Origin of the sequence: Pseudomonas sp. B21-059 (assembly GCF_026016285.1) — a bacterium.
Classification (GTDB): Bacteria; Pseudomonadota; Gammaproteobacteria; order Pseudomonadales; family Pseudomonadaceae; genus Aquipseudomonas; species Aquipseudomonas danubii.
In genome coordinates this window covers 3,393,943-3,413,348 of sequence record NZ_CP087201.1, presented here as the reverse complement: position 1 = coordinate 3,413,348, position 19,406 = coordinate 3,393,943, and the positions used below count along the sequence as shown (strand labels likewise).

At 65.4% G+C, this 19,406-nt stretch carries 3 protein-coding genes (1 of these 3 running past the window's edge); all 3 read right to left on the bottom strand.

What is annotated here, in order from left to right:
- Positions 1–234 precede the first annotated feature (234 nt).
- Positions 235–12,687, bottom strand: a complete 12,453-nt coding sequence (locus LOY69_RS15115) for an SDR family NAD(P)-dependent oxidoreductase (RefSeq protein WP_265073125.1) — start codon at positions 12,685–12,687, stop codon at positions 235–237.
- 65 nt (positions 12,688–12,752) lie between these two features.
- The gene (locus tag LOY69_RS15110) at positions 12,753–14,162 is read right to left on the bottom strand and encodes a cytochrome P450 (protein ID WP_110595677.1); all 1,410 of its coding nucleotides are present in this window, start codon (positions 14,160–14,162) and stop codon (positions 12,753–12,755) included.
- Positions 14,159–19,406, bottom strand: the final stretch of a protein-coding gene (locus LOY69_RS15105) for an SDR family NAD(P)-dependent oxidoreductase (protein WP_265074863.1). 6,899 nt of this gene lie beyond the right edge of the window; the window shows 5,248 of its 12,147 coding nt (coding positions 6,900–12,147); the start codon falls outside the window, past its right edge — the gene reads right to left on this strand; its stop codon occupies positions 14,159–14,161. Before LOY69_RS15105 ends, LOY69_RS15110 begins: the two co-directional genes overlap by 4 nt.

Below are 19,406 nucleotides of genomic sequence, written 5' to 3'. Positions count from 1 at the left end.
AGCCGACAATCGCCACCCTGGGAGGCTGCACGGGCGCCGCTAAGGCGCCTTGAGGCCCCGCGCCGATCTGCCGCCGCGGCCTGGGTGCCTGGGGGTGCGGCGGTTGCTGAGTGGGCCGCTGATTAGGCAGGCGGATGTCCTGTGTATCGTTCAACGTAGTGTTATCCATTGTTCTGAATGCCCTTACCGTCCTGGTTTACCCGGCGGCCTGGCCAGCCGGGTCAATTCTTCAGATCAATGCAATGGTTCCTGGACCGCTTGCAGTTTTGCCGCCAGCTCGCCCAACTGCTGCTTTTCATAGAACAGGTCCGGCATCAGCCGGGTGCCGAAGTGTTTGTTCAGGCTGTCCGTCAGCTGCATCACCATGATCGAATCCAGCCCCAGGTCATGGACCTGCGCCGACTCACCGATCTCCTGCGGCGCAAACCCCAGCTTGTGCTGCAACTGGTGCTGGATAAACGCCAGAATCCGCGTGCCGAAGGCGGCTTCAGCCTGGCCATCCTGCGCCGGGGGCGTGGTGGCCACGGGCTGCGGCCTGGGGGCAACCGGCGCGCCGGCGGCGGCAAGCGCCCCCGCCAACCAGGGGTGATCCCGATGGACATGCGCCCGCTCCTGCTCGCCAAGGTGCAGGCTGACCCGCTCGGCCTTGAGGCAGATCCGCGCCTGCTGATCGAGCACCAGCACGCTGAACCCCAGGGCGTCGCCGCTGAGGCCGATCTGCGTCAGCACCACCGAAAACGGCCCGGCGGGCGGCTCGTAGCAACACAGCTGCTCGATGTTGCGCACGATGACCCGAGCCTGTGGCAGTCCCAGTTCTTCGAGCAGCAGATAAAGCGCTTTGTCGAGGGTGGTCGCCAGGTAGGGCGACAGCTGCAGGTTGTCGGCATGGTGATTGTGCCGATTGATCGGTGGCCGGCCCTCCAGCAGCAAGCCGCTGCGGCTGATGGCCCCCCTGCCCTGGTGATCAAGGTAAGGCGCAAAGTCGTAACCGGCCTGGGCCAGTCGCCGGCTGATATCGGCGTCGCTCAAGCTGCCGTCAGCCTGCGTCTGGTTCAGCAACTCACTGGCAGCGTCCAGCAGCGACTGGGCCAGCGCCGGTTCGTTGCCGGTCAGCGGGTTGATCAGGGCAAACCCCAGGTTGAGTGACGGTTGCCCCGGACGTTGCACATCGAACTCGAGTTCCAACTGCCCTTCATCGATTTCCAGCAAGCGATACGCGAGCCCGCTGACGCTTGCCCAGTCGGCGATGAAGTGCTCGAACGCACAGGACACCGACAGGGTGCAGCCGGCAAACCGTGACACCAGCGCCGGCATCGCCAGGGCCACATCGGCAAAGTTGAAGGCGCTGATGCGTTGCCCACCGGGTGCCTGGTACAGGTAATCGAGCAATTGCGCCGGGACGAAGTCGGTGCGAAACAGCGCGCCGGGCTGGGTTGTCGAGCAGTTCTCGGCCACCAGGGGGTGCAGTTTTCCGGTGAACATCAGCGGATTGATGATGGCCGACTCGTAGTCCGGTTCGGTGTACCAGCAGCGGTTTTTTTCGAACGCGTAGGCCGGCAGGCTGATGCGCTGAGGCTGGCGCTGATACAGGCTGGCCCAATCGACCTGATTGTCTCCCCCCAGCCACTGCTTCAAGCGTGAAGTCAAAGGCCCGTCGCCCTCGGGTAGCTGCGCCGCATCGGTTTCCTGGAAGCGGTAGAAGGTGTCGCCGCCGTACTGCCCGTCGATGCAGGCGGTCAGCGCCTCCAGCAGCGCCTGGCGGCTGTCGCAGCGGATCACCAGGCGGTTGCGCAGGTTGTTCTTGCCAACCTGCAGCGTGTAGGCGATCTGTGCTAGCGAGGCCTCGCTGCTGGCCAGCCAGTCACGCAAACGGCTGAGGTTCTCCACCAGTAGCGACAGCTTGTGCACCGAGAACACAAACGCCAGGTGCTCCTCGGCGATCTGCCCGGCGGCGTCTGCCGGCTGCGGATATTCCTCGACAATCAGGTGAGCGTTCATGCCCCCGGCGGCAATCGAGGTCAATCCGGCCCGCCGTGGAAAGCGCTGCAGTTCACCCTGGATCATCCGCTCCGGGCGACGCCATTGGGTCAACTGCTGCGGCACCATGAAGGGCGTATCGGCAAAGTCGATGTCCTGGTTGAGCAAACCGGAATGGATCGATGGCGCAATGTGCCCATGCTTGAGTTGCAGCAGGGTCTTGGTCAGCCCGGCCACGCCCGAGGCGGCCAACAGGTGGCCGATGTTCGACTTGATCGAACCCAGGTAACAGAACTGCTTCTCGTCGGTGTCGACGGCAAAGGCATTCTTGAGCCCCAGCACCTCGATCGGATCCCCCAGGCGGGTGCCGGAACCGTGGCCCTCGACATAGGAAATCGACGCCGGGTGCACCTTGGCCTGCTCCATTGCCTGACGAATCGCCAGGGTCTGCAGGTCCGGGTTGGGCACATTGAAGCCGTTGCGTTCGCCGGCGTTGGTGATCGCCGAGCCCTTGATCACCCCGTAGATCTGATCGCGGTCGGCGATTGCCCGGTCCAGGCGCTTGAGCAGCACCGCTCCCACCCCTTCGCCAATCACCGTGCCGTCGGCGCCCACCCCATAACTGTTGACCGATTGCGAGGTGATCGAGGTGAAGTTGCCCTGTGAGGTGTTGACCACCGTGTAGGGGTGGTACATCAGGTTCAGGCCACCGGCCAGCACCATCATGGTCTCGTCGTGGCGCAGCATCTGGAAGGCGCTATGAATGCAGGTCGAGGACGACGAGCACATGGTGTCGATAAACAGGCTGGGGCCGGTCAGGCCGTAGAAATACGACACCGTCATCGGGATGGTGGCCATGCCCGAGCCGGACGCGATCGAACCGCCGGACAGATTGTGTTCGAAACCGTAGTAGTGGTAGTCGTTGCTCATGGCACCGAGCAACACGCCGACATTGCCGCCATAGCGGCTTTGCAGGGTTTCCCGCGAATAACCGGCGTCTTCGAAGGTGTGCACCGCCGTCTGCAGGAACAGCCGCACTTCCGGCGACATGTGATCGGCATACACCTTGGGCATCTTGAAGTAGCTGTAGTCGAACTTGTCCACGTCCTTGATGAAGGAACCGTTGAGGCAGGTGCTCTTGCCCAGCACCTCACGGTTCTTGTAGTAGAGCTTGCGGTGATCCCAGCGCTCGGCGGGGAACTCGCTCATGCAATCGACGCCGTTGGCCAGGTTCTGCCACAGCTGGTCGATGCTGTCCGCACCGGGGTAATAACCGCCCAGGCCGATCACCGCGACGTACTGCGCCAGGTCACTGTCCTCCACCGGCTCTGGGGCGGGCGAGGTGGGCGTGCTGCTGGCAACGGCGAAACGCTTGCCAGCCAGTGGCTGCGCTGAAGGCACCGCAGGGCCGGCGGCCGGCAGTGGCTGCTCCTCTTCTGCCCGCAGCGCGGCAAAGCGCTGGCGATACTTGACCGCGAAGTGCTCCACCATGCCGGCAATGTTGACGTGTTCGAACAACAGGGTCTTGGGCAGTGAGCCCAGGTGTTTTTCCAGTTCATTGGTCACCCCTACGGCCATGATCGAATCAAAGCCGTAGACCTCGAACTTTTCCGCCGGATGGATTTTCGCCTCATCGATCTGAGTCACCTTGGCGATGATCCGGGTGACAAAAGCCGCGATGTAGGTGCGCAGCTCGCTGTCGCTCAACTGCGCCGCGCCGCTGGCCGGCTGCGGTGCAGGCTCGAGTGCAGCCTGCGCCGGGACAGCGGGCGTCAGGCCAATGCTCGCCAGCCGCGACAACTGGCCATACACCACCCAGGCCTGAGGGTGGACCGACTGGGTCAACAGCTGGCGCAAACTGTCGAGGCCCTCGGCCTGTGGCATCGGCACGATGCCCAACTGTTCGCGCAGCTGTTGTTCGATCACCGGCGCAAGGCCCATGCCGCCGTCGCGCCACAGCGGCCAGTTGATGCTCAGCGAGCGTCCTTTGCGCTTGCCATCGGCGGCCAGGTTCTGCCGGTAATGCATGTAGGCGTCCATCCAGGCATTGGCGCTGGCATAGTCCGCCTGCCCCAGGTTGCCCATTGCCGCCTGGGACGAACAGCAGAGCATAAAGTCCAGCGGTCGCTCGCCGATGGCCTGATCCAGGTTCTCGATACCGGCGACTTTCGCCGCCAGCACCTGGGCAAAGTCGCTGGCGGACTTGTGCATGATCAGGCTGTCACGGATGACCCCAGCGCTGTGGATCAGCCCGTGCAACTGGCCCTGCTCAGCGTAAATGCCATCCATCCACTGGCTGACCGCCGCGGCGTCGCTGACGTCCAGCGACCGGTACACAACCCGGGCACCGAGAGCCTGCAGTTGCTCGAACATCCCTTGAGCCGCCGCACTGGGTTGGGAACGCCCCGCCAGGTACAGCACCGGGTTGCGGCAACTGCTGGCGATCTGCCTAGCGAACACCAGGCCCAGGCCGCCGGCCCCTCCGGTGATGGCATAGACCCCGCCATCGCGAAATGCCCCGGGTTCATCGGAGTGCGCCGGCTGCACGGCCAGTTCGCGCCATTGATGGGCGTAGAGGCTGCCGCTGGCGAAGACCCGCACCCGTTGCTCGCAATGAAAGCGACTCTGCCGGGCGATGACCTGACTCATGGCCGCGTCGCCCATGTCAGGGTCCACCGCCACCAGCCGGGCCTTGAGTTCGCAGTTTTCAATCATTGCCGTACTCAGCAATGCGTCCAGGGCCGTCAGGCGCAGGTCGTCCTGGCCCTGGCCGACATAAAGTTGCAGGTAATCCCCAGTCCCGGCGCGGCGTTGCTGCAAGCACTCAAGCAGGGCCAGTGCCGCAGTCTGGTAGTGCGCCGCGCCGCTCGCCCCCGGTGCACCGGGCAATACGCTGACTTGCGAGCCGAACTGACGCCGCACATCCGCGACGACCGCGTCCGGCAGCCCCAACAGCAGCAGTTGGGGCCGGGCATCGCTGGGCAGCGCTTGACCTGGATTGTCGAGGGCTTGCCAGTACGGGGTGCGGATCAAACGGCCGAGTGCTTCGCCGCTCGCCCGCGGCGCCAATGTGGACACCGCCGGGGCTTCAACGCCGGTGCGCCGCGAGCTGAAGCCCTCCAGGTGCAGCAGGCATGCGCCGGCATGGTTGCAAATCTGCAGATCCACCTTGTCTACCGCCGCGCCATCCGGCAGGGCGCGGCGGCTGGCGATCACCGTCAACGGCGCCAGGCGCAGGGATTGTTCGAGCGAGCCGTACAGACGCAGGCTTTCCAGGGCAAATGGCAGTGCCGCAGCGGCCGCCTGTTGCCCGGCACCCAGGGTCGCGGCGATATGCAGCGCACTGTCGAGTATCCCCGGAGGCAATGGCACGCCATCCATCTGCGGATCAAGGGCTGCGCCGGACAACTGGCCCAGCACCCGGTTCTGGCCAATAAGGATCTGCCCGGCCGCCCGGAAGCTGCTGCCGTAATGCACGTCCATGGACTCGAAGTCGCGATACAGCGCGTCATGGCTACGCTCGCCGAGGTTGCACTCAGCGGCCAGTTGCGACAGATCCAGCGCCGCCGGCATGGGGGGGGCAATATCGGTCAGCAGCGCGTCGCCCTGGGCATGTAACTGCTGCACCGTGCCGTCGAGGCTGTAGATCCTGAATGACAGGCTGTCCCCCGAGCTGAGCGTCAACTCACAGAACAGCTCGACTTCGCCAGCGTCTGCACCCTGGGCAAAGGCCAGCGGCCGCAACCACACCAGGTTGCGCAGCGTGACCTGCTGCATGGGCCGCTCGCTGGCCCGGACAATCGCTTCGCGAGCCATTTCCAGGTACGCGGCGCCGGGGAAAATCAGCTGATCGCCTATTCGGTGATCCGCCAGAAAGCGCTCCCGACCGCTGAAACGGCTGACAAAACACTGGCGCGCCAGGGTTGAGACATTGCGCTGCAGCAGTGGGTGCAGGTGCTCTTTGGCCTGCCCGGCAGCGGCGGCCGAACGCGGGCGCGCCTGGGGCCAGTAGCGCTCGCGGGCAAACGGATAACCGGGCAGCGAAACCCGAGTGGGCGGCGCCGCAAACAGGCGCCGGCCGTCAATCTCATAACCTTGGCGGTAGCAGTCCGCCAGCCCCGACAACAGTTCGCGCAGCTCGGCGTCATGGCAGGTCAGGCTGTCGTCCAGCAACTGCTCGATATAACGCACTACGGTTTTGCGCGGGGCAAAGTCGCGTTCCACTTCACCGGCAAACAGGTTGGGCCGTTTCTCGCCGGCCAGGTAGCACTGTAGGCCGTAGCGGGTTTCTTCCAGATCCGCGGCCACCAGTGCCAGGCGATAGCGAAAGTGATGCCGCCCTTCGAGCAAGGTATGGCTGATCGCAGGCATCTGCGCATCCTGGTAACCGCCCTGCTCCAGCGCAACATTCAGTTGTGCGGCTTTTTCCTCCAGGGCCTCGGCGGTCTTGGCCGACAGCACCAGCACGTAGCAGGGACGCCGCAGTGCCGCGTCGTCGGCGCGCTGACTGTAGCTTTGCACAACCACGTGGGCGTTAGTGCCGCTCATGCCGAAGGCACTGACCGCGCCAAGGCGTTCGCGGTCGCGTCCGGCCTGGGGCCAGGGTTTGTTGGCCTTGTTGACGTAGAACGGGCTCTGTTGCCACTGGATGTAGTGGTTTTCCTGCTCGCAATGCAGGCTGGCCGGAATGGTTTCGTGGCGCAGCGCCTGCAACAGGCTGATGACGCTGACCAGCCCCGATGCGGCGAAGGTATGGCCCAGGTTGGTCTTGGTCGAGGTCAGGGCGCAATGGCCGGGGCTGTTGCCGCCAAAGGCATCGTTGAGGGCGTTGATCTCCACCGGATCGCCCAACTGGGTGCCGGTGCCGTGGGTGACGATGTAGTCCACCGCCTGGGTATCGATCCCGGCGCGGCGATAAACCTCTTCCAGCAAGCGTTGCTGGGACACCCCGCTGGGGGCGGTAATGCCGTTGGTCTTGCCGTCGTAGTTGAGGCCGCTGGCGCGCAATGTGCCGTAGATCCGGTCGCCATCGGCCTCAGCGCGGGCCAGGGGCTTGAGCAGCACGCAGCACACCGCTTCCCCCGGCACCATGCCGTTGGCCCGATGATCGAAGGCAAAGCACTTGCCATCCGGCGAGAGCATCCCGGCCTGGGTCATGCCGATAAAGGCATCCGCGGAAAAGATCAGGTTGACGCCGGCCGCGATGGCCATCTCGCATTCCTGGTTGCGCAGGCTGGAGGCCGCCTGATGCAAGGCCACCAAAGCCGACGAGCAGGCGGTGTTGATGGCCATGGTGGGCCCGGTGAGGTTGAGAAAGTACGCCAGCCTGGAGGCCAGAATGCCGTTATGGCTGGAGGTCAGGCTCTCTTCGCCCGCCAGACGCTGGAAGTCGCCCTCCTCAACCCCGACGAACATGCCGACGCGCTGGGTTGCCAGCTGACGCGGGCCGATGCCAGCGTCCTCCAGGACATTCCAGGACTCCTGCAACAGCAGGCGCTGCCTGGGGTCGAGGTGGGTGGCTTCGCGGGGTGAAATCTCGAAAAACAGCGGATCGAACTCGTCGATCCCCGGCACGCTGCCCATCCAGATGCAGCGGGTCTTGGTCGGGTTTTCCCGGGGGTCGCCATAATGCTCGCGCCAGTCATAACGCTCGGGCGGAATCTCGCTGACCATGTCACGGCCCTCGGCCAGCACCTGCCACAACTCATCGGTTGTGCGGGCACCGGGAAAGCGGCCGCTGATGCCAATGATGGCCATGGCCTCGGTGGCCGGGGCCGAGGCGCTGGGAGAGCTCGTCAGTGGCGCCGGTTGTGCTTCGGGTTGTGCTTCTGGCTCGGCTTGCGGGCCGCGGGTCACGGGGTGCAGGTAGCAGGCTTCAACCGCCTGGCGGTGCTGCGCCAGCAAGTGCGCGGCGAGTTTGGCCAGGGTCGAATGGCTGAAAAACACTTCCGGGGTCAACGTCAGGCCGAAGTGACGGTTCAACAGCCCGGCATATTCGGCCAGGCTGATGGAGTCGAAACCGAAATCGGCGAGGTTGCACTCCTCCCCCAGGCTCTGCCGTTCGGCCTGCAGCGGCCGGCTTGCCAGTTCCCGCAGGTCCCAGGCCAGGGATTGTTCCAGGCTCAAGCCCTTGAGTTCGGGGCGACTGTGGGCCGGGGCGCGTGGCAGAACGGCTGCCGGGCGGCTAGCCGCGGCTTTGGCCGTCGGTTGATTGATCCCCTCCAGCAGCTGTTGCAAGCGCGCCGGTTGGCCTGCCAGGACCAGGACCTGCGAGATATCGCTGCCGATAATCTGGCGCAGCAATGCCAGGCCCTCGGCGCTTTCCAGCATGCGCTGGCCGCTGGACTTGAGGTAGAACTCGGTGGACTCGCGCTCGCCCAGCGCCATGCCGCCCTCGCGCCACAGCGGCCAGTTGATCGCCACCACCCGCCGGGCACGCCCACGCTGTACGTAATGGGCATAGGCCTGCTGGAAACGGTTGGCCATTGCGTAGCTGCATGCACCCATATCCCCCAGCAACGCCGAGCTGGAGGAGAAATGACAGATCAACGCCAGGGGTTGCTCCGCCAGCACCTGATCCAGCACCTGAGTGGCCCCGATCTTGGCATTGAGTACTGCGGCGAATGCCTCTGGCGAACTGGCCAGAACACTGCCACTGGCCTGCAGACCGGCTGCATGAATCAGGCCATCGATCGGCCCGCTCTGCGCCAGTACCGGGGCCAATGCCGCCGTCAGCGCCGGGCGATCCGCGCAATCGGCCTGGACATGGAACACCCGGCAGTGCTCATGGCTCAGTGCGTCGATCCGTGCCCGGGTGGTGGCCGACAGTGGCGAGCGACCGTTAAGCAACAACTGCAATTGACCGTCAGTGCGCAGTCGTGCGCGGTTCGACAGCTCGCCCGCCAGCAACAAGCCCAGCTCGCCGAGGCCGCCGGTGATCAGCAGGGTATTGAGTGGGTCCAGGGCCAGCGGCTCGGCGGCAGCTTCCACGGGGGCCGCTATCAGGACCGGGCGCTGGGACCGCGTGTCGCGGTACAGCCGGCTGCCCGTCGGCTGGCCGCTCAGTTGCCGCCACAGGCGCTGCAACCAGCGACGCTCGTCGGCACCCGCGCCGGGCACGTCGATGGCCACCTCGACGGCGCACGCCATCAGGCTGCCCAGGGAGCGTTCAATGCCGATCCAGGACTCCAGGTGACAACGCTCAAGGCCATTGCTGGCCCGGCCTGCCAGCAACAGCCGCGCCACCGGCGCCGCGGTGACAGCCATGGCCTTGAGCAAGGCGACAATCGGGCTGCTGTCGCTGATCCAGCGGCGATCATCCATGCCCCACAGATACAGGACCCGGGTCGCAACGGCGCTGCCCAGCACCTGCTGCAGCCCTTGCTGCAGCAGGTGCGGGTGATGCACTGCCACCCGGTAATGGCCCTCCTGGTCACGCTCATTGAGCGGGCCGGGCGCGACGAACAGCAGCTCGGTGTCCGGGCTCAGGGCCTGGACCTCATCGGCCAGTTGCCGACGCAGTCCTGGCTCGGCCAACAGGCAGATCAGCCGCTTGATCCCGGCGCCGCCGCTGGGTTCCTCGACGTCCTGCCACTGTTCGCTACAGGTGAGCAGCGAGGTCTCAGGCGTCGCGGTAGTGCCGCTGGGCGTCGGCGCTTCCAGCCAGTAACGGTCTTTGGCAAAGGCATAGCCCGGCAGGCCGATGCGCGCGGGACGGCGTCCGCTGCCATAGAGCTGCGCCCAGTCGATGCCGTTTTCAGTGCCTGCCCCCGCGAGCCACAGCGCCGCCAGTTGCCCCAAGTCAGCCGCAGCCAGGGCCTGTTCGCAGGTCATCAGCGGCCCGGCTGGCGGGTCGGCGCGCTGGCCATCGATCCAGGCTTGCAGTTGCTGTTGCAGTTGCTCATGGCTATCCACGCTGAAAATCGCCCGGGCCGCCATGGCTTCGCGCCCGGTTTGCAGGGTGTAGGCCAGCGCGGCGAGGTCAGGGCTGTGTTGCTTGAGGTAGTCGAGCAGGCGCGCCACCTGCTGCTGCAGACGCTGTTCATTGCGCGCGGACAAGGGCACCAGCACCGTCTGCCCCTGGTGCGTGGCGAACGTGCGTTGCTCGCGATACTCCTCCAGCACCGCATGGGCGTTGGTCCCGGAAAAACCGAATGAACTGACGCCCGCGCGCCGCGGCGTGGCTTGTTCCGGCCAGTCGCAGCCCTGTGTGTCGATCAGCAGCGGCGAGTCTTCGAGCTTGATATGGGGGTTGTGCTGCTGGAAATGCCCCAGTGCCGGCAGCTTCTTGTGTTTCATCTGCAGCAGCACCTTGAGCACCCCGGCAATGCCGGCGGCGCCCTCGGTATGGCCGATGTTGGCCTTCACTGAACCGATATGGCAGAAACCCCGGTCGTTGGTGTAGCGGGCAAAGGCGCGCTTGAGCGCGTTGATCTCGATCGGGTCGCCGAGCCGGGTGCCGGTGCCGTGGGCCTCGATGTAACTCAGGGTGCGCGGATCGATCGCGGCGTTCTGCCAGGCCTGGACGATGACGTTTTCCTCCCCGGCCACGCTCGGCGCGGTGAGCGAGGGGGTGTAGCCGCCATGCAGCGCCGCCGAGCCCTTGATCACGCCATGGATCGGATCGCCATCGGCCAGTGCCTGTGCCAGTGGCTTGAGCAACAGCGTGGCGACGCACTCACCGGGCACATAGCCATCGGCGCGCGCGTCGAAGGTGTGGCAGCGGCCGGTGGGCGACAGCGCCCGGATCGCCGAAAAGTAACGATAGTGCCAGGACGACAGCAGCAAGTTGCTGCCGCCGACCAAGGCCATCCCGCACTCGCCGTTGCGCAATGCCATGCAGGCGGCATGCAACGCCACCAGCGACGAGGAGCAGGCGGTGTTGAACATCAGGCTCGGGCCCTTGAAGTCGAACCAGAACGAGATCCGGTTGGCGGCGATGGTGCCGCTGCCGGTGGCGATGTACGGGTCCATCGGCAGGCCCAGTTCGCTGATCTTGTCGATGTATTCGTTGAAGCAAGAGCCGATGAACACCCCGGTGTTGCTGCCGCGCAGCCCCGCAATCACCCCGGCATGCTCGGCGCAGGTGTAGGCGCTCTGCAGCAGCAGCCGCACTTGCGGGTCCATCCACTGGGCTTCGCGGCGCGACAGGTTGAAAAAGCCGGCGTCGAACTTGTCGACGTCGGCGATGAAGCTGCCCCAGCGCGAATAGGTCCGGTCCTGAGCCTCGGGATCGGCGTCGAACCAGGGCTCGATGTCCCAGTGATCCGCCGGCACCGGCTTGATCAGCTCCAGGTCCTGCCAGAGGTTGCGCCAGAACTGATCCAGATCCCCGGCTTCGGCGAACTGCCCGTGCAGGCCGATGATGGCGATATCGCTCTGGGGCAGCTTGCCCGCCTGGGGCGTGGCCTGGGTTTGGCTGATCACCTCGGGCCCCGTCACAGGCTGGGCTGGCCAGTCGACCTGCACTGGCACCGCCGCCCCGCTCTGCTCCCCCAGCAGCCTGATGAACGCCGTGGGGTGTTCCTGCCAGAGAAACGTCGCCAGCTCGGCGAGGCTCGGGTACTCAAAGAACACCGTGGCTTCCAGTTCGATCTGCGCCGCGCTGGCGATGCACTGCGCCAACTGCACCAGTTGCACGGATTCGAGGCCCAGGTCCATCAGGTTACGCAGGCGTTGCTGCTTGCCCACCTGGCTCGCGCCAATGCCGTGCAACTGAGCCAGCAGATAGTCTTCCACCGCGGCGGCGCTGCCGGTCCGGTGCGGCGCTTCAGGGGCAACCAGGCCGGCACTGCGCAGGCGCTTGAGCGAGCAGCCCTTGAACTGGGCAATCAATGCGCCGTCGTCGCTGTACAAGTCAGCGTCGAACAACAGCAGTTCGCCGGAGTTCTTCAGCAAACGGGCATGAATCCAACCGCTGGCCGGGGCCTGGCGCCGATGAAACGTCAGGGACTTGATCCCCAGGGGAATGTAATGACTGGCCAGTTGCTCCGCGGCCAACAGGGGAATGAGGGTCATGAAGGCGCTGTTGATCAGCAATGGATGCAAGGCGTAGTGGCGCTCATCCTTGAGCAGCACCCGCGACACCGCCTCACGGCCGTTGGCTTGCAGGTAGAGCGCTTGCAGGGTGCGATAGCTCTGGCCAATGTGCAGTTGCTCGCTGATCCGGTAGATCGACTCCAGTTCCACCGCGGTCATGCCGGCGCGCAGCTCAGCTGGCGACACTGACGGGGAGCTCATTGGCAGGGACGCCGCCGCGACCGCCAACAATTCGCCACTGGCCACCACCTGCCAGGGCTCCAGCGGCGTACGCCGGCACACGGCCTCGAACCCGGGCTGCCCGGCACGGATCGCCACTTCAAGCTGTTCGCCTGCGGCCAGGGCCATGGGCGCGGCAAACGTCAGCCTCTGCAACTGCAGCGCCTGGCCCTCGCTGAGCTGGCCCAGCCCGTGCTCCAGTGCCAGGCTGGCGTAGGTCAGCCCCAGGAGTATCTGCTGGTGATTGAACTGGTGATCGCGCAGGCACGGTTCATCGTAGTGATACACGGCGGCGGCGCTGAGCTCGGCATTGGCCGGTGGCGCTTCGATCCGTCGTGGCGCCGGCTCTTGCAGCGCCTGGGCCCTTAGCCTTTCGAACTCCAGCGCCGCTTGTTCGACGCTGATTTCCTGCCGTTGGATCTTGCCATGCAGAACCCTGATTTTACTGTCCACTGCTCTCTCCAATCCTTGGTTCTGATAGTGCTCGCAATACGAAATCGACTCTGCGCCTTGCCGCCTCAGGCGCCGCTGAAGTCGAGGAAGGCTTTGTTCGAGGGCCGCAGGAACGGCAGGTAGGCCGGCGGCGGCATCTTGCCCACCAGGCGCGGCACGTTGCCCTTGGGCCCCAGCTCCCGGGCCAGCATGGCGATAAACAGGGTGATCTCCAGCGCCGCCACATGGCGCCCGAGGCAGGCATGGGGGCCGCCGCCGAACTGGCAGGTTTCCACCTGATTCAGCGCACGGTCCAGGCCCAGCCAACGCTCCGGTCGCCAGCTGTCAGGGTCCGGGTAGCGTTCGGGATTGCGGGAAACGTGCAGCAGGCTGACCCCGGCCATGACCCCGGCGGGAATCCTCTGCCCGAGCAACTCGAACTCGGTGTGCACCTTGCGCATTTCAAAGGGCGCCGGCGGGTACAGGCGCATGGTTTCACGGAATATCCCTTCAGCCAGCGGCACTTGCCTGACCAGTTCCTCGTGGGTCACCGGCAGGCTTTCCAGCCCGGCGACCTGCTCGCACAGCTGCTGCCAGACATCCGGATGCTGCGACAGCATCAGCGCCGACCAGGCCATCACCGCCGCGGTGGTTTCCGAGCCGGCAAACCCCAGCCCGAGAATGTTGTGCACCAGTTCGACTTCGGACAGGCCGTTGCCCTGCTCATCGCGGCCCAGGATCATCGCCCCCACCAGGCTGTCGTGGTCATTGTTGGCCCGTGTGGTGGCGACAATCTGCGCCACTCGCTGCTCCAGCCAGCCCCGCGCCTTGCGACAGCGCCACGCCGGAAAACCGGGCAGATTGATCTTCAACGGAATCATGCCGAGGAAGAACTCCTCGTACTGGTGACGCCACAACTCCAGCTCGTGGGTTGCAATCCCCAGAATCCGGAATACCACTTCCAGGGCGATGTCCTTGGTCTGGGGAAAAATCGCCAGCTGGTTTTCCCGGCTCCAGTGCTTGAGCCGCTGATCGATGGTTTCCACGATGAACTGGCCCACCTTGGCGCGGGTCAGGCCCTTGGGGGTGAAGGCATCGGTGCTGGCCTTGCGTGCATTGCGGTGGCGCGGGCCATCGAAGGCGTTCATCGCCTCGCCGGTAATCACCGGCATCTGTTCACGCAGGAATGAGTTGTCGGTGTACTTGTTCTGCAGGATCGCCAGCCCCGCCTCGTCGACGATTTGCAGCACCGGCAACTGGCTGCCGAAATAGGTCCAGAACATCGGCCCGCACGCGGCCTCGGCCTGACGCAACTCGCCGAGGGCGTCCTTGCCAATCTTGTGCACGTGCCCGAGCAAGGGGATCTTGCCGGGCATCACCGGGAATCCGTCCTTGATCTTGATGTTGGCCGCCAGTGGCCGGGCAGCCTTGAGCCGCGGCTGGGCAGCGTCGGCCGTGCTCTGCGCGGGTACGGTGGTGTCTTCAATCTGGCTCATAACCTTCCCTGTTCATTGGTGGTGCCGGTGAGCAACTGGGCAAACTGCGCTGCGTCCAGCTCACCGCCGCTGATGCGCCGGTACAGATCACTGGAGAACAACGCGCGGGGCGCCGTGGCCGACTGGGGCGGCGCCGGTGGATGCTCAAACTCATAACCGGGCAGTTGCATTCGATTGCCGCCCTGGGGAAACAGCGCCGAAGTATCCAGTTCGGCACCGCGACACCAGGCCTCGCCCTTTTGCGCCAGTGATCCGCTGGCGATTTGCGGCTCAGCCTCTTCAATGCCATCCAGCGGTGACAGCCAGCAGCCGTTATCCGGCGTGCCGGCCAACAACAATGTCAGGCGTGCCCGCAATTGCTGGCAGTCATCCACCACCAAGGCGGCGCGATGGGCCAGACGCTGTTCGCGCAGGGCTAAACTGTAGGCCAGATCTGACAGATCGATAGGCCGATTCCCATCGATTAATCCCTGAAGTTTGTTCAGATAGGCCAAGAGGCTGCCCCGGCTGGCTGCGGCGACGATCAGCAGTTGCTCGCCGGGCATGGGGCTCAGTGCTGGTCGCGCTGGCTGATACTCCTCCAGCACCAGGCTGGCGTAGGTGCCGCCTGCGCCAAAGGAGTTGATCAGGCAGCGGCGCGGCTGGCCGCTGTCATCCGTGGCCCAGGACGACGCCTGCTGTTGCAGGTAAAAGGCGCTGCCGTCCAGACGGATATGCGGGTTCAGCGGCTCGGCATTGATCGAGGGCGCCAACATTTGATGCTGCAGTTGCAGCAGCACCTTGGTCAGCTGGGAGATCCCCGAGGCGGCCTCAAGGTGACCGATGTTCGACTTCAGCGTGCCCAGCGCGCAGCTGCCCGGCGCCAGTTCGGCAAAGACTTTTTTCAACGCTGCCACTTCAATCGGGTCGCCGAGTTCCGAACCATTGGCCGCCGCTTCCACGTAGTTGATCTGCGCCGGCTGCAAGCCTGCGCGCTGGATGGTCTGGGCGATCAGGCGGGCTTGCTGGCGGGTATTGGGGGCCGAGTACTGCAGCTTGCCGCCACCATGATTGAGGCCAGTGCTCTTGATCACCCCATGGATTCGGTCGCCATCGGCCACGGCCGCTGCCAATGGTTTGAGCAGCACGGCGCCGGCTCCCTCCCCCGGCAGCATGCCGTCGCTCTGGCCAAAGCCGCGACTCGATTGCCCACTGCCCAGCAGCTTGGCCAGCTTGAGGGTCTGGTAGCGGGACGGGTCGAGGATCAGGTTGACGCCACCGGCCATGGCCATCGCGCATTCGCCCTGCAACAGACTCTGGCAAGCCAGATGAATCGCCGACATGGAACTGGCGCATGCGCTGTTGACCGCCAGGCTCGGACCCTTGAGATCGAACGCGTGGGAAATCCGGTTGGGCAGCTGCCAGTCGGTGACATTGGCCTTGATCGCCGCCTGTGCAGCTGGGTCCTCGCGCAGCGAGGAAGGGTTGTACATCGAGCCGATGAACACTCCGATGGCCTGCGTGTCGTCCTGCTGGAACCGGGCCAGGGCATCGCTGTTGTAACCGGCGCTCTCGAAGGTCAGCCAGGCCACTTCGAGCATCTGCCGCAGCGGCGGCGAGCAGTGCTGCGCCTCGGCGTCGGAAATCGCGAACAGCTGGTGATCAAAGGCCTCGACCTGGTCCAGGAAGCCGCCGTAGTAGCGTTGGTCGCCGTTCAAGGCCGCTGACCAACGCTGGCCGCCGGCCTCGCTGATACAGTCGCGACCGTTGCGCAGGTTGTCCCAGAACGCGTCCAGATCACCCGCCATCGGATAGCGCCCATTGACCCCGATAATCGCGATGTCGCGGCTCGCAGCCCGAGGCTCGACCCTGCCTGAGGTATGCGGCGCGGGCCGCAGCTGGGTGTGACCACGGGCCGGCAGCGGCGCCTCGGCCGGTGCTAGCGGTGCCGGGCGTTCGGCCAGTTGCGGGGCAAAATGACGGGTCAGCGCCGGCCGGTGTTCGGCCACCAGGTAGCGGGTCAGCTGATTGATGGTGTTGTGTTCGAACAAGAGGGTGCGCGACAGCTCGCCGGCGCTTTTTTCCAGCGCCTGGATCAGGCTGATCTGCAGGATGGAATCGATGCCATAGCGATCAAACGCGGTGTCGCGCTGCAAACGCTCGGGCGCCATGTTCACCAGCTTGGCCAGCACCTCGGTGATCAGTTGCCGGCAGTGTCCGGCCAGTACCTCTTCTTCCATCTCGGCCTCGGGGCCGGGGTTTGGCGCCTGGGGCGCGACCGGCAGCGGCGCGACGTCGACCCGGGCCGGCAGGCAGACCACGCCATCGCTGGCGGCAACGATGATCTGCTGGCCCAGGGAATGGCTGGCCGAGGCCGGAAAGGCAAGGTCCTCAAAACCTTGGCCCAGCAGCAGTTGCCGCCAACGCTCGGGGTACACACCAGGGCAGCCGGGAATGCGCAGCGCGGTGTCGTTGTGCAGCCACCAGCCTTCGAGCAGGCCGAAGGTCAGGTGGGTGAACAGCGAACGGTCGCTGATTTCATTGAGCACCAGCAGCCCGCCCCGGCGCAGCGCGGTCTTGGCGTTTTGCAGGGTGCGCCGCAGGTCAGGGGTGGCGTGCAGCACATTGGTGGCGATCACCAGGTCATAGTGCTGCAGGCGGATGCCTTGCTCGGCGCAGGGTTTGCCCACATCGAAAATCGCCGTGCGCAGGTAAGGCGCCCGGGGCGCGAAATGCGTTTGGGCATGGTTCAGGAACGCCTGGGACAGGTCGGTGTAGCAGTATTCGGCAATGCCCTGCTGCCACGGGCCCAGGCTGTTTATCAGCCCCGCAGTGGTGCCGCCGGTGCCGGCGCCGATTTCCAGAATCCGCAGCGGCTGGCCGTTAGCGGCCTGACGGCGGGCGACGTCGACGACCACCTGGCCCAGCACGGCATTGAAGTAATCGCAGACCCGATTGTTTTTGTAGATGCCCTCCACCAGGTCCATCGAGCCATTGGGGAACATCACTGCGGTAGCCAACTGCTCACCGCGCAGAATGCCCGGCAATGCCCGGACAAAGGTCTGCAGCAGTTGCACTTGCGCCTGCAGGTCGGCGTCTTGGCACCATTGTTCACTGGCCAGCTGCCATTGCGCGGCCAACGCCGCCTGATCAGGCAGGGCCGACAACAACCGCCCCTGCTCATCGATATCAGCGTTTTGCACTAACCAATCCAGACTTTCGCGCAGCCAGCGGCGATAGAACGGCTGGGCCCGCAGATTGGCCGCCACCGCCGGATCGGCGGCGATCCGTTGCTCGGTCAGCGGCCCGCCGGCGGCCAGGGCGCCGAGGCAGGCGAAGATATGAGCCAGCAACAGCCGGTTCATCTCGTTGGCCGCCGGATGAGGTTGCGGCGCCGGGCCTGCGCCCTGGGCAACCTGCACCCAGTCGGCGCCCGCCAGTACGGCTTGCGCCGGGTAGCAATCGAGCTGCCAGTGGCCGTTGATGCCGGCAATCGCCCGGGGCTCCAGCAACTTGACCAGCCCCAATTGCGGCAAGGGGCTGGCCAGCAACCGCTGCAGCGCCGCCATGCCTTCCTGGGGTTCGATGGAACCCAGGCCCTGGGCGGTCATGAGCGCCCGGTAGCCCGGATCGGCCACCACCCCCACGGAACCCCAATAACCCCAGTTGATGACCTTGACCGGGCAGCTGCCGCGCTGCCTGAGCTGGGCTGCCAAGGCATCGGTAAAGGCGCAGCCGGCGGCGTAGTTGCTCTGACCGGCAGCGCGGCTGAAGGCGATCATGGATGAGAAAAACAGCACGAAATCCAGCGCCGGGTTGTCCGCCGCGGCACAGACCTGCGCCAGGGCGCTGCTGCTCAGGCGCTTGGCATCGAACACCGCGCTGAACTGCGCTTCGTCCATCTGCGCCAGACGTCCATCGTCCAGTACCAGGGCCGAATGCACCCAGCCATTGATCGGCCCGCAGGCCTCGAGCACATGCTGCCGGGCCTGGGTCAATTGCCCGATGTCCGTGGCGTCGGCCTGGATGTACAGCGGCGGCGCGGCGTTGTGTTGCCGGGCCAACCGTGCCAGTTGCTCCAATGAGTGCTTGATCCTGTCGTCAGCGGTGCGGCGGCCGAGCCAGACCACCCGGGCCCGCCAATGGCTGATCAGATGCCGGGTCCACACTTGGCCAATGCCTCCGGCGCCGCCGATCACCACATACACGCCGCCTTCGCGGTACTGCACGGCGCCCGCTTCGGCCGGCTCGCGCTCGGCCAGTGGCAGCAAGCGTTGGCAGAACCATTCGCCGTCACGCCAGGCCAGGCATTCCCCGGCCACTTCGGGCTCGGGCAGCGTCTGTGGCAGTGCCTGGCCGTGGGCCGGCAGGTCCATCAGTTCCACCCGCCACAGCGTTTGCTCCTTGGCCAGGGACCCGGCCAGCCCGTGGCAGGCGGCCTGTTCCGGCGCCAGGGGTTCATCAGGGTGCACGGCAACACTGGTGTTGAAGATCAGTTGCAGCTGCAAGGCCTGTTGCGCAAACCCCGACTGCAGCAGGGCCTTGATCAAGCGGAACAGCATCAGCGTGCTCTGCTGCGCCGGAGCCAGCCAGATCAGGCGCTGGAACGGTGCACAAGCGGCCAGTTGAGCACTGAGCGCCTCAAGGGTGGACGCCTGGGTCGGCACGAACTGGATCTGTGGGTGCAACCCGGCCAGCCAGTCGCGCTGATCACTGGACGCACCAATGGCCAGCGTCGGCAAGGCTTGCATCACCTTGGCCGGGCTGTCGGCGATCAGCCATTGCGGGGCCAGCAGGCTCAAGCCCGCCGGCAGCACCGGCTCGCTGTCCTGCGCCAGCGGCTGTCCGCGGCCATCACGCATGGGCCGGGAACTGAAACCGCGCAGCGCCACGGCCACCTGGCCCTGGGCGTCGCACAGTTGGATGTCGATCCGCTGCACCGCGCTGCCCGGGTGGCGGCTGTCGAGGCTGATCAGTGCCCACATCTGCGCTTGGCACCGGGCAAACACCTGCACTTGCTCAAGGGCGAAAGGCAGCAGCGTCTGGCCTGTGCCCTGGTGGTCTTGCAACAGACCGATGGAGGCCTGGACCGCCGAATCGAGCATGCCCGGATGCAACACCCAATCCCCCGCAAAACCCTCTGCCGCCAGCTCCAGGCGGGCCAGCACCCTGCCCTCGCCCAACCACAGCTGGGACACACCGCGATGGCCAGGGCCGTAGTCAATGCCCATCGCCGCAAACAGCGGATACAGTTCGTGCGCCTCC